This is a genomic window from Thermonema sp., assembly GCF_026003375.1.
Classification (GTDB): domain Bacteria; phylum Bacteroidota; class Bacteroidia; order Cytophagales; family Thermonemataceae; genus Thermonema; species Thermonema rossianum.
In genome coordinates, this window is sequence record NZ_BPHD01000001.1 from 322,168 (window position 1) to 334,823 (window position 12,656).

13 protein-coding genes and 1 pseudogene are annotated in these 12,656 nt (G+C 48.6%); 9 read left to right on the forward strand and 5 right to left on the reverse strand.

Annotation, left to right across the window (positions count from 1 at the left end):
• Nucleotides 1–15: 15 nt before the first annotated feature.
• Entirely contained in the window at nucleotides 16–1,104 is a 1,089-nt protein-coding gene (locus QVE43_RS01435; protein WP_288003968.1) for an iron-containing alcohol dehydrogenase family protein, read from the reverse strand.
• Nucleotides 1,105–1,217: 113 nt separating this feature from the next.
• Here QVE43_RS01435 and bcp point away from each other — a divergent pair, with 113 nt between their 5' ends.
• The 4 genes from bcp (at nucleotide 1,218) to QVE43_RS01455 (ending at nucleotide 5,389) form a co-directional block, all read left to right on the forward strand.
• Nucleotides 1,218–1,679: a thioredoxin-dependent thiol peroxidase gene (gene bcp / locus QVE43_RS01440; protein ID WP_288003969.1), complete on the forward strand. Its 462-nt coding sequence runs from the start codon at nucleotides 1,218–1,220 to the stop codon at nucleotides 1,677–1,679.
• Between the two features lie 385 nt (nucleotides 1,680–2,064).
• Entirely contained in the window at nucleotides 2,065–4,314 is a 2,250-nt protein-coding gene (locus QVE43_RS01445) for a T9SS type A sorting domain-containing protein (protein ID WP_288003970.1), read from the forward strand.
• A 6-nt stretch (nucleotides 4,315–4,320) separates the two neighbouring features.
• Nucleotides 4,321–4,515, forward strand: coding sequence for a hypothetical protein (locus QVE43_RS01450; protein WP_288003971.1), 195 nt, complete (start codon nucleotides 4,321–4,323; stop codon nucleotides 4,513–4,515).
• A complete protein-coding gene (locus QVE43_RS01455) occupies nucleotides 4,505–5,389 on the forward strand; it encodes a 1-aminocyclopropane-1-carboxylate deaminase/D-cysteine desulfhydrase (protein WP_245605278.1) in 885 nt (294 codons plus the stop codon). Before QVE43_RS01450 ends, QVE43_RS01455 begins: the two co-directional genes overlap by 11 nt.
• Nucleotides 5,390–5,395: 6 nt before the next feature.
• On the opposite strand, the gene QVE43_RS01460 is transcribed toward QVE43_RS01455, so the two are convergent.
• Nucleotides 5,396–5,806 (reverse strand): OsmC family protein, encoded by a 411-nt coding sequence (locus QVE43_RS01460; RefSeq protein WP_288003972.1) that lies wholly within the window; start codon nucleotides 5,804–5,806, stop codon nucleotides 5,396–5,398.
• Between the two features lie 250 nt (nucleotides 5,807–6,056).
• Between QVE43_RS01460 and QVE43_RS01465 the strand changes: the two genes are divergently transcribed.
• The 5 genes from QVE43_RS01465 (at nucleotide 6,057) to QVE43_RS01485 (ending at nucleotide 10,845) form a co-directional block, all read left to right on the forward strand.
• Nucleotides 6,057–6,869 carry a sulfite exporter TauE/SafE family protein gene (locus QVE43_RS01465; RefSeq protein ID WP_288003973.1) on the forward strand — a complete coding sequence of 271 codons (813 nt, stop codon included), beginning with the start codon at nucleotides 6,057–6,059 and terminating at the stop codon, nucleotides 6,867–6,869.
• Between the two features lie 93 nt (nucleotides 6,870–6,962).
• Entirely contained in the window at nucleotides 6,963–8,387 is a 1,425-nt protein-coding gene (locus QVE43_RS01470; protein ID WP_288003974.1) for a rhodanese-like domain-containing protein, read from the forward strand.
• An 89-nt stretch (nucleotides 8,388–8,476) separates the two neighbouring features.
• The gene (locus tag QVE43_RS01475) at nucleotides 8,477–9,886 is read left to right on the forward strand and encodes a rhodanese-like domain-containing protein (protein ID WP_288003975.1); all 1,410 of its coding nucleotides are present in this window, start codon (nucleotides 8,477–8,479) and stop codon (nucleotides 9,884–9,886) included.
• A 22-nt stretch (nucleotides 9,887–9,908) separates the two neighbouring features.
• Nucleotides 9,909–10,274, forward strand: coding sequence for a rhodanese-like domain-containing protein (locus tag QVE43_RS01480; protein ID WP_288003976.1), 366 nt, complete (start codon nucleotides 9,909–9,911; stop codon nucleotides 10,272–10,274).
• A 211-nt stretch (nucleotides 10,275–10,485) separates the two neighbouring features.
• On the forward strand, nucleotides 10,486–10,845 hold the full coding sequence (locus QVE43_RS01485) for a rhodanese-like domain-containing protein (RefSeq protein ID WP_288003977.1): 360 nt from the start codon (nucleotides 10,486–10,488) through the stop codon (nucleotides 10,843–10,845).
• A 45-nt stretch (nucleotides 10,846–10,890) separates the two neighbouring features.
• On the opposite strand, the gene folE is transcribed toward QVE43_RS01485, so the two are convergent.
• From folE to QVE43_RS01500, 3 genes and pseudogenes are all read right to left on the reverse strand, one after another.
• Nucleotides 10,891–11,589 carry a GTP cyclohydrolase I FolE gene (folE, locus tag QVE43_RS01490; RefSeq protein WP_288003978.1) on the reverse strand — a complete coding sequence of 233 codons (699 nt, stop codon included), beginning with the start codon at nucleotides 11,587–11,589 and terminating at the stop codon, nucleotides 10,891–10,893.
• A pseudogene (locus QVE43_RS01495) lies at nucleotides 11,552–11,960 on the reverse strand (6-pyruvoyl tetrahydropterin synthase family protein). Before QVE43_RS01495 ends, folE begins: the two are co-directional and overlap by 38 nt.
• 144 nt (nucleotides 11,961–12,104) lie before the next feature.
• Entirely contained in the window at nucleotides 12,105–12,617 is a 513-nt protein-coding gene (locus QVE43_RS01500; protein ID WP_038029887.1) for a metallophosphoesterase, read from the reverse strand.
• Between the last annotated feature and the right edge of the window lie 39 nt (nucleotides 12,618–12,656).

Genomic DNA, 12,656 nt, shown 5'->3' on the forward strand with positions numbered 1-12,656 from the left:
AGAGGGGCTTTGCATTTACATTCTGCGATAAATGTCTTTTATCTTTTCAGGCTCTACTTTATTCTGCCAGTCCGGTCCCAAGGCATGATGCCACATGTGGGAAAGCCCCAGCGCAATTTCGGTCATCTTGTCTATTTGCTCCTCGGTCCAGTCCTTAGCCAACCCTTCGGGAATATCGATACCGTGCTGTTCGACCATCTGCTTGAATGCTTTCACCCCTTCGGGGTAGTATTCTTCCAATTGATTGAAGCAGATGCAATTGGCAAGCCCGTGGCGCGTGCCAAATACGAACGACAAACCATAGGAGAGCGCGTGACAGATGCCCACCTCGGAATAAGTGAGACTCAAGCCGCCCATGAGGGAAGCTACCATGAGTTTTTCGTCGTTGAGTGGCGTTTGACCTGCACTTTCACCCAAATATACCTCTTCACACAGTTCCATGGCTTTGTAGCCATACGCCTCGCTGAAAGTGTTTTTCATGTAGCCGGTCATGGCTTCCACGCAGTGGATATAGCAGTCCATGCCTGTATAGAACCACTGATTTTTAGGCACGGTGGCAATCAAATCGGGGTCCAAAACGATTTGGTCAAAGACAGTGTAATCGCATTTGATACCCAATTTTTTGGTGGGTCCTGTCAATACGGCGGTCATCGATACTTCTGCGCCGGTTCCCGAGATGGTGGGCACTCCCACATGATAAACACCCGGATTTTTGATGAGATTCAAGCCCTGATATTGTACCGAAGACCCTTCGTTGGTCAGCATCAGAGAGAGTGCCTTGGCTATATCCATGGCACTGCCGCCACCTATGCCAATCACGCCGGCGGGCAAGCCGCCTTCTGCCAAAATGCTATCGCGCAAGTTGTCGATTTGTGAAGTTTTGGGCTCTTCGCCCCCACAGTAGATGAACTCTACCCGGTCGTTGCTTTCCGCAGGTAGTTGCTGTGCCAGCGGCTTGTCTTTAAAATAGTCATCTACAATGAAAACGAAATAACCGTTATTTTCTTTACGTTTGGGAGCTATGATTTCTCCCAAGCGGGCGAAGCTTCCTCGTCCATAGGCACATTTGCCTACATTTTTGAAGTTGCGAAACATGTCACTCATGTTGTTCGTTGGGTTAATGAAAAGTTAAATAGAATTTGCTACGTATAGGCAAACTTACAAACTTTCTCTTATATCTTTGTGTCTAAAGTGTAAAATCTAAACCACAAAAAGCGATGTTGAAAGTAGGAGATAAAGCCCCCTTGTTCGAAGCTAAAGACCAAAATGGCAATACGATACGCCTGGAAGACCTTTTGAAGGAAGGCAAAAAAATAGTATTGTATTTTTATCCCAAAGACGATACCCCCGGCTGTACCAAGCAGGCTTGCAACTTGCGCGATCATTATCAAGAATTGCTCGATGCGGGCTATTTGGTGGTGGGCGTAAGTGTAGATGACGAAGCCTCGCATCAAAAGTTTATAGAAAAGTATCAACTGCCTTTCCCCTTGCTTGCCGATACCGACCATCAACTGGTAGAAGCCTACGGTGTGTGGAAAGAGAAAAACATGTATGGGCGTAAATATTGGGGGACGGCACGCACCACATTCGTGATAAATCCTGACGGTATCATTGAGCGTATCATCAAGCGCCCCAAAACACAAGAGCATGCCGAAGAGATTCTAAAAGGCAGTAAATGATACCCTCCTTTTGGCAGATATGAAAGCCTCCGGTAACATACGTGCCGGGGGCTTTTTCTTTTTTGGAATAAGAAACCGGCGCGTGCCATGACTTGCCCGGCGCTTGGTTGCTCTGCTGTATAGAAATATGGAGCCCTATTTTGTGCGAAGTATTACATGGCAGTAGGAGGTGTACAAAAAATATTAAAAAAATGAAAATAATAAAGTATTTTGTTGCCGCTTTTTTTGGAATAGGAATGTTATTTGCTTTATTTTGAGTGTATAAACTCGTTTGCTCATGGGACCCTTAATAAAATATCTATCGTGTAATTTTAGTAGAAGTAATCTTTTGATTATTCTGATTTTTGTACAAACAACCTTCTGTGTTTGGGCGCAAAACAGAGAGGTGAATACGGATCTGCAGCTGACGTTCATGTGCTACGACGCCGGGGCTGACCGCTTCCTTTGGCGGGTGCGCAACGAAAATACTCAAGACGTGCCTTATACTTGGGTTATCGAAGGCAGCGATTTAAGCGGGAGTGGGGTGGCGGTTCCGGGCGATAACTTCTTCTATACTACTCGAACGGGGGTGGGGTGTGATTTGTTGATTTTGTACGTAAAGGGAAAAGAGCAAGACAAAGGGCGAAAATGTGCCGATACAACACAATTGTGCGAGTCTTCGCCACAAGAATGTCTGGAATGTGGTGAAACGCTGGGTGGCGACGGATTTCCTGAAAGCTGGTCAAAAGCCGAAATTACAGCCAAAGCCTTGGAAGCAAGCACCTTCATGGAAGACGCTGTTTTCTTTACCGGCAACACCGTGCGTGGACCGGGTGTAGGGGTAGCCGGGCCGGAGGGCACCGCTCAACGTCTGCAACAAATCAATTACATCCCCGGCTATGGCACCGAAGTACTGCGCTTCCGTTTCTGCCGTGATGAGGGCTTTCGCCATATGAAGGTGACGCTTTCCCATATTTACCGGGAGTACGGCAAAGTAGAGCAAGGTTATTGGATTGCACGTGATGCACAAGGGCAAGAAGTAGGACGTGGATATTTTGCTGCAGAACAGTATCTGGGCAACGGCAATCCCGGCTTTTTGCAGATAGAAGTGCATACTGACGAGCCTTTCTATTACCTTGACTTCCATGCCGGTCCTTACGGTGAGGAGAACATGCGCCAATATGAAGACGCAAGCGACTATTACGTGCGGGAAATAACGCCTTTGTGTCAACCGGAGCCGGAGTGCCTCGATACGCTTGGGGGTACTACACAGGACTGGCGGGCAGCTTCTATAGAAGTGCGTGGCTTGTATGACAGCACTTACCAAAGCATGCCGCCGGAAGCCATCCGCCCGGACTGGCAAAATCTGCCTTTGAGTGGAGGCGTGGGTGTGCCCGGCCCCGTGCAAGGGCAGCAAGCCGAGCGCAGCCGCTTCCATGAAATCAACTATATCGCTGCCGAAGGGCGCTCAGAGTACCTGCGTGTGGATTTCCGGAAGGATTTTCCTTCGGCACAGGTGACACTTTCGCGCTTCTATGGCCATGAGTCGCAAAACAAAGCGGAACGCGCTACCTGGGTGGCTTATCGTCGCGAGGGAAACGCCTTGATAGAAGTGGGGCGAGGCATGGTGCGTGGCGTGGAGCCTTGGTGCTATAATTGTGCAGGCTTGTACACCTTTTACATACAAACCACAGAGCCTTTTTCGGTGTTGGAGTTCTCGGCAGAACCCTACGTGGCAGCATCGAAAGGGGTGCCCGCAGACGATAGTGACTTTTTGGTGCATGAAATCATTCCTTGTGCTACCCCGCCGGACCTATGCCAAGATGAGTGTGTAACAGCTATGCGTGTAGTTGCCTTTGAGCAAGGCAAGCGCAAAAACGGTAGTGCCGTATTGGCAAACAGAAGCCACCCGGAACGCGCCTTGGGTGAACCCGAGCGTTCCGACGCCATGACCAATGCCAATGAGCACAACTTCGTATCACTGGGCTTTGGCGGCAGCCTGACACTGGAGCTTAGCTGCCGTGTGTGCGACAAGGAAGGTTATGATTTAGAACTGTTTGAAACGTCTTTTGGTAATCCGAAACATGAACGTTATCCCGAAAAAGCAGAGTTGTTTGTATCGGCTGATGGTGTTTACTGGGTGAGCTTAGGCGAAACCCAACCCGGTAAAGAAAGACCTGAAAACAGCGACGGAAGCCCGGATGCCAATGGAGCGCGCTTCGATTTGGCAGAAAGCGGACTCAGCTGTGTGAAATATGTGAAAATAGTGGACAGGACTGACCCCAACATCAGCCGCTTCCCACGTAGTGCCGACGGCTTTGACGTGGATGGTATTCGTTGTGCAGCTGAGCGTGGGGACGAGCCCCCGCCGCCTCCGCCCACTTACTACCGCAGTGCAGCTGCTTTTGAAGAAAATGTATTGCAAAGACAAGGAAACCGCTGGGTAGTCAATCTTTACGAAGCTTCTGAACTTCCACTTTCTGAACATACACAGGTGCGAATGTATAACAGCGTAGGCCGGCTGGTGTGGCAGGCTGCTTTCGAAGGCGAACAAGCCATGTACTTTGAAATAGACATGCAGCGCATGCAGCCGGGTATTTATATACTGCGCATAGAAACACCCGACATGCAAAAGGCTGTAAAAATTTTGAGATAATATCGAATGGCAAACCAAGCCGGCAAGCCTCATTGCAGAAACTATAGCGGTGAGGCTTGTTTTATTGCCGGAAACATGGCATCTTCAGCAAATCAACCTTTTGAACGCATATCTTATGCCACCTTTGCAAAAAGTCAATTTAGGATTTTTTCCTACGCCTTTGCATCCTTTGAAGCGAATCGGCAAAAATTTGCCTTATGAGCTCTGGATAAAAAGAGACGACCAAACCGGTTTGGCTACAGGCGGCAACAAATGCCGCAAGCTGGAGTACTTGCTGGCAGAAGCATTAGCCCAAGGGGCAGACACCGTGCTTACTGCCGGGGCACAACAGTCGAACCACTGCCGGCAGACGGCGGCCGCTTGTGCTGCCTTAGGCTTGGAATGCCATCTGATGCTGGGGGGCGTGCCCCCCGCCGTAGAAACAGGCAATTTGAAGCTGTCCCGCTTGTTGGGGGCTCACATCCACTTTACCGGGCAGAACCGCAAGGGCGAAGCTTTGCCCGCTTTGTACCGCCGGTTGCAAGATGCCGGCAAGCGTTGTTATGTCATTCCTTACGGTGGCTCCAATGCCCTCGGTGCCTGTGGCTTTGTGGAAGCCATGGCCGAGTTGAAAGAGCAAACGGCGCAACTTGCCTTGTCCTTCGATTACATCTTTTTTGCGAGCAGTTCCGGTGGCACACAAGCCGGCATGATGGTAGGCAGTGCTTTGTACCGTTTGCCGGCGCGCTTGATGCCCGTTCGTATCGACAAAGAGCCCGTAGAAGGTGCCGCCTTACAAAAAAAGGTGAACGATTTGGTGGCGGCTCTTGCCCCTTTGTGGGGCATACAGGCAGATAATATCCCCCCGTGCCCTTTGCTTACCGACTACGATGCTGCCGGTTATGCCGTCTTGACACCACAGGAGCAGAGGCTTATGGAGGAGGTTGCCCGTACCGAAGGAATTTTGCTTGACCCGGTATATACAGCCCGTGCTTTTTATGCCATGTATGACCACATGAAAAAGAAACAGCTGCCGGAAGGCAGCCGTGTGCTCTTTTGGCATACAGGTGGCATTCCTGCCCTGTGGGCTTATTGAATGCGCTTATTCTACATCGTAAAAGAACTGAATATCTTGCTGCAATTCGGCAGACAAGCTCAAAGCTACCGGACAATTACGGGCGGCTTGTTCCAGTTTGGAACGTTCGCCGGCAGCTATACTTTTGGGTAGATGCAGGCGTATGCGTATTTCCGCTATACGGCGCGGATTGCTCGCCATCACTTTTTCGGTTTCCCAGTAAGTGCCCGACAAATCAATGCCGTGCCCTTCGGCATAAATACCCATAATGGTAACCATGCAGCTGCCCAAAGCCGTTGGCACCAGGTCAGTAGGTGAGAAGGTTTCGCCCTTGCCGTGATTGTCGGTGGGGGCGTCGGTGAGCAGTTCACTGCCCGAAGGTAAATGAACGGAAGCCGTGCGCAGCTGTCCTAAGTACTTGCCTTGTATCTTTGTCATGGTTCTGAATGTTGAGTGAAACTTTGCATACAAGTATAAGCATTGTCTGGAAATTGTTTTTATGAAAACCCGATGCAAAAAAGTGAAAGGCTTGAAGTGCCTTACCTCTTTGTGAAACAGCCATATGCAATGAACAACTGCAAAAATAATGAATAAAATGCCCGGTAGGATTTTTATATATGAAAAAATGTTTATATGTTTGTGTTCGTAAACAATCATTTACCTCATCTTTTAAAAACGAAAAAGTTCTATGAATGAGATTTTAGGCTATCTGTTATCTGTAGTTATGGGCTTCACCTTGGGCTTATTAGGAGGTGGAGGTTCCATCCTGACGGTTCCTATTTTGGTATATGTAATGGGCATTGACCCGGTCATGTCCACGGCTTATTCTCTGTTTGTGGTAGGGCTGACCGCCCTCATTGGGGCATACGGTTATTGGCGCAAGGGGCAGCTTAGTTTGAAAACGGCTGTTGTGTTTGCCATACCGGCCTTTGCTTCGGTGTATGCCACTCGTAAATTTTTGATGCCTGCCATTCCCGATACCATCGCACAAATCGGTACTTTCACCCTGACCAAAGACATTTTGGTGATGGTGGTGTTTGCCGCCATGATGATTTTGGCTGCCGTTTCCATGATTCGTAAGAAAAAAGGCGGCGAGGCAATCGCAGATGAAGAAACCAATCCGAAATTTAACTACCCCTTAATTTTGACAGAAGGCATAGTAGTAGGTGTATTGACCGGCTTTGTGGGGGCAGGAGGGGGCTTCTTGATTATCCCCGCTTTGGTGGTTTTCGCCCGCTTGCCCATGAAATTGGCGGTGGGTACCTCGCTTCTTATTATAGCCGTAAAATCATTGATTGGTTTTATCGGAGATGTACAAAATTACGGTGATGCCATCGATTGGACCTTCTTGGGGCTCTTCTCTTTGATGGCTATTGCCGGCATCTTGCTTGGAACCTGGGTCAGCAAGTACATCAGCAGTGCCAAATTGAAGCCTGCTTTCGGCTGGTTCGTCTTAGTGATGGGCATAATGATTCTTCTGAAAGAAATGATGAATGCTTAAAGCCGCCCGGAAATGACGAAAGTCATTTTTTATATGAACGAATCTACATATATTTATGTTATATCAATGAAACCTTAAAAACGGAGGAAAACTATGGCAACTATCAAAAAAGAAGGTGTGTATTTTGTAGAACAAATGTACACCAACTGTTTGGCAGAAGCAGCCTACTATATTCAATCAGGCGATGAAGCAGTGGTCATAGATCCACTGCGTGAGCCCGAGCCCTACATACAAATGGCGCAGAAACACGGGGCTAAAATTAAATATGTGTTTGAAACCCACTTCCATGCCGACTTTGTGTCCGGGCATCTTGACCTTGCCAAAAAAACCGGCGCTACCATCGTGTACGGACCTACCGCTCAACCCAACTTTGAGGCATATATTGCCAAAGACGGAGAGGAATTTAAGGTAGGAAAAGTTACCATCAAAGCCCTGCACACGCCCGGACATACCATGGAATCCACGACTTATTTGCTCATCGACGACGAAGGCAAAGAAGTAGCCATCTTCACCGGCGACACCCTCTTTATTGGCGATGTGGGCCGTCCCGACCTGGCAGTAAAAACAGACCTGACAAAAGAAGACCTTGCCGGACATCTGTATGACTCTTTGCGTAACAAAATCATGCCTTTGCCTGATGAGGTGATTGTATTTCCGGGGCATGGTGCCGGCTCGGCTTGTGGCAAGCACCTGGCAAAAGAAACCTACGACACTTTGGGCAATCAGAAGCAAACCAACTATGCCCTGCAGCCCATGTCTAAAGAAGAGTTTATCAAAGTGGTAACCGAAGGGCTGTTGCCTCCGCCTCAATACTTCCCCAAAAATGCAGTTCTGAACAAAATGGGCTATGAAAGCTACGATGCCGTAGTAGAAAAAGCCTTCACCCCCATGACGGTGGAAGACGTGGAAAAAGCCATCGCCCAAGGTGCCGTGGTGTTGGATGTGCGCACCCCCGATGAGTTCCGCAAAGGGCATATCCCCGGTGCTTTGAACATTGGCTTGGACGGCGGCATGTTTGCCGTGTGGGTAGGTACCATCGTAGAAGACCTCAATACGCCCATTGTACTGATTACACCCGAAAACCGCGAGCGTGAAACCATCACCCGCTTGGCGCGTGTGGGCTACGACCATGTGTTGGGCTTCCTGAACGACGGCATGCAGGAGTGGGCACAGGCCGGCAAAGAAATAGCTATTGTCGAGTCGGTAAGTGCCGAAGACTTTGCCCGCCTTTATGAAGAGGGCAAGACGGCTGTGCTGGATGTGCGCCGTCCGGGCGAGTATGCTGCCGGGCATGTAAAAGGCGCCCTGAACTACCCCGTGGACTACCTGCAACAACACCTCGCTGAGCTGGACAAGTCCAAAAAGTACTACGTCCACTGTGCCGGGGGCTATCGTTCCATGATTGCCTGCTCTATCCTGAAACGCCACGGCTTTGAACAGGTAGTAGATGTGATGGGCGGCTATAATGCCATTAAGCAAACCAACATTCCCAAAGAGGAAGCAGTAGCAACTATATAAAGAGCCAAGGGGGCGGGAAGCTGCCCGCCCTGTTCCTTATGTATTTTCAGTAAATTTGTTGAACTATAAAACTAAAAACGAGTATCCTCATGATAGTAGAACAGCTTTATACGAAGTGTTTGGCACAAGGTGCCTACTTCATTGAATCCGATGGCGAAGCCGCAGTGATTGACCCGCTGCGAGAGCCCATGCCCTATATTGAATTGGCAGAAAAGAGTGGGGCCAAGATTAAATACATCTTTGAAACCCACTTCCATGCCGATTTCGTTTCGGGGCATCTCGACCTGGCAAAGCTAACAGGTGCCACTATTGTTTATGGACCGGGTGCTGAAACCAACTATCCTGTGTATGTGGCCAAAGACGGCGAAGAGTTTCAAGTAGGCAAGCTGAAAATCAAGGTGATTCATACGCCCGGACACACCCCCGAATCGACCACTTACCTGCTCTATAACGAAAACGGCGAGCCGCATGCTATCTTTACCGGTGATACCCTCTTCATTGGCGATGTGGGCCGCCCCGACTTGGCCATCCGGAATGGTTTGACCAAAGAAGACCTGGCAGGCATGCTGTATGATTCTCTGCGCAATAAAATTATGCCCTTGCCCGACCACCTGATAGTGTATCCGGCGCATGGTGCCGGCTCGGCTTGTGGCAAGAGCATGTCGAAAGAAACCTACGACACCTTGGGCAATCAGAAAAAAACCAACTGGGCACTGCAGCCTGAATTGACCAAAGAGCAATTCATTAAAGAAGCTACCAACATTCTGCCGCCGCCACAGTATTTTGCCAAGAATGCCATGCTGAATAAAAAAGGCTACAACAGCGTGCTGGAGGTGGTAAAGAAGGCAGAAAATGCTTTGGACCTCGCTGCTTTTGAAAAGCATTTGCAAGAAGGCGCTTTGGTGCTCGATGTGCGCAGCCCGCAGGAATTTGCCAAAGGGCACATCCCCAACTCTTTAAATATAGGGCTGGATGGCATGTTTGCCATTTGGGTGGGCACTATCGTAGAAGATCTGAACACCCCTATTATTCTCATTACGCCCGAAGGACGTGAAGAAGAAACCGTCATTCGCTTGGCACGTGTAGGTTACGACAATGTGATTGGCTATTTGAGCGGGGGCATAGAGCGTTGGAAAGAAGCCGGTAAAGAATTGGCTCAAGTCGAGTCTATTCCGGCAGAAGATTTCGCCCGCCGTTATGAGGTCGGTAAGCTTGATATCCTTGATGTGCGCAAACCGGGCGAATACACAGCTCAGCATATTCCTGATGCTCAAAATGTGCCTTTAGACTACATTTATCAACATTTGGGCGAATTAGATAAAAACAAGCACTATTATGTGCATTGTGCCGGTGGCTACCGTTCTATGATTGCCTGCTCTATTTTGAAGCGTGAGGGCTTTGAGCATATTACCGACATTGCGGGGGGCTTCAATGCCATCAAGAACACTTCGCTGCCTTTGACTCAGGAAATTTGCCCCACAACCGGACAACCTAAGTAACAGACAGAAAAGATTGAATCATATGTTAAACACTTTAAAAACTATTTGGAAAGTCATGACAGGACAAGCCTTTAAAAATATGGCGCCCAAAGAATTCTGGGCAGCCTATGAGCAAGACCCCAATGCTGTGCTACTCGATGTGCGTACCCCCATGGAATACCGTGAAGCACATTTAAAAGGAGCCAAGCTCATCGATATCAACGGAGGTAATTTTGCCGCCGAAATCGAAAAGCTCGACAAAAACAAAACTTATTATGTGTATTGTCGTAGCGGCGGACGCAGCAGCGCTGCCTGCGGTCTGATGGCAAGCAAGGGCTTCTCTCATCTGGTCAATATGACCGGGGGCATCACCCGTTGGATGGCAGAGGGTATGCCCGTAGAAAAATAAGTCGAAACACATTTTATGAAAAAAAGCAGCTCTGCGGAAGCGGGGCTGCTTTTTTTGCTTTGCCAAGACAATGCACATGCACCGGGTGCAACTTTTTATCAACCGGGCAAAATGTGACTTTTTGTCCCAAAAAGTAGTTGAATTTCTTTTTGAAAAGAGCGATATTTAAAAGGTATTATTTCTTATCCACTAAATTGAAAAACTATAGACTATGTTTGCCAACTACTTCAAAGATTTGGGACCCGGGGCTTTTTACGAAGCCTTGCAGCAAGACCCCGAGGCTGTTCTGCTGGATGTACGTACCGAGCATGAGTTCGAGGAAGTGCATTTGGAAGGGGCTTTACTGATGAACATCAACAGCGGGATTTTTTTGAGCGAAATCGAGACACTCGACCGCAGCAAGCACTACTATGTGTATTGTGCGGTAGGGGGGCGCAGCAAGGTAGCTTGTGGCATCATGCTTTCGCGTGGTTTTGAGCACGTGTACAACTTGTCAGGGGGCTTGGCTGCCTGGATTCAAAAAGGCCTGCCGGTGGTCAAAGCAGAAAAACAAAAGGCATCGGCCGGGTGAACCGGATGCCTTTCGCTGCTTCGCAAGGGGAGCCCTATCTGCGGTTTATTCGCCGGTAGGGCTTAAGTATCTTAAGAACTCTTGTTTGGTTGCCTCATTTTTGAAACGGCCGCCGTAATACGCCGTAACGGTGCTGCTGGCTGTATCTTGCACACCCCGGGCTGCCACACACATATGTTTGGCATCGATAAGCACCGCTACATCTTCGGTATCCAACACAGCCTTCAACTCATTGGCTATTTGCACGGTCATGCGCTCTTGCACTTGCGGGCGGCGGGCATAATATTGTACAATGCGGTTCAATTTCGACAAGCCTATGACTTTGCCCGAAGAAATGTAGGCAACATGGGCTTTGCCCCATATGGGTACAAAATGATGCTCGCAGAAAGAGTAAAAGGTAATGTCTTTTTCTACCAGCATCTCATTGTAGCGGTACTTGTTTTCAAAAAGAGTGATTTCCGGCTTGTTTTTGGGGTTGAGCCCGCTGAATATCTCTTTGACAAACATTTTTGCCACGCGGCAGGGGGTGCCTTTAAGGCTGTCGTCGCTCAAATCAAGCCCTAAAACGTGCATAATCTCGCGAAAATGCTTTTCTATCAGCTCCATCTTGAGTTCATCGTCCATTTCAAAAGCATCTTCGCGCAGTGGCGTTTCAAAAGAGCCCGGAATGTGTTCGTCGCCCATATCTTCCATATGCTGGTGTCCGTTAAGCGGGGAATTCAACGAAGTTTCTCTCTGTTTCATACAATTTAACTTTTAATTCATACTCTTGCGGCAGCAAGGCGCGCAACTTTTTCCCATATGACTACCGCTATATTTTCGGCAGTAGGATTGAGGTTTCTAAACTCTTCGGTATCTAAATTCAGGTTTTTGTGGTCGAACTTCTTGATAACATGCTCTTGGATTAGTTCGCTTAGCTGCTTCATGTCGTACACGTAGCCGGTAGCCGGGTCTATTTCGCCGGTCACCTCTACAATAAGCTCGTAGTTGTGCCCATGATAATTGGGGTTGTTGCATTTGCCAAAAACCTTTTGGTTGGTGGCCTCGTCCCATGCGGGGTTGTGCAAGCGGTGGGCAGCGTTGAAGCGCTCTTTTCTACATACTTTTACCTTCATGCTCTTGTATTCAATAACGACGATTGTTTTTTGGTGAGTCTGTTTTTCAAAAACAAAAATAATAACATACAAATAAAAAAAAGGTTTTACGCCCGGAGGCTTGGGTGCCATCCATGACAAAACACCAAAAAAAAGCCGGATGGTTCAAACTGCCGTTGGACGGCCCCGCTTCCCCAACTCAATGACTTCCATTTTTTGGGCTTTCCCTTCTGCAATATAAAGATGTAGCATGGTGCGCATGCTGTGGAATCCATGATGACCGGCAGCCCCCGGGTTCAGGTAAAGCAGCCCCCGGGCGGGGTCGGGAATGACGCGCAAAATATGGCTGTGCCCGCAGACAAACAAATGGGGGCGGTGTGTGTCCAATAAGTTTTTTACCTTTTTGGAGTAGCGCGGAGGAAGGGCACCTATGTGGGTCATGAATACACGCAGCCCCTCTGTTTCGAAATCCAGGTGTTCGGGTAGTACGCGCCGCAGACTTTGGTCATCAATATTGCCATAAACTGCCCGGAGAGGGGCTATCTCTTGTAGCGCCTCGATCACCTGCAGGCTGCCGATGTCGCCGGCATGCCATATTTCATCGCATCCGCGACAATATTCCAAAATGGAGGCGTCGATATGACCGTGTGTATCGGATAAAATTGCTATCTTTTTCATAGAAACTGCAAACGATATAACTGTAAGTGCAACTAAAAA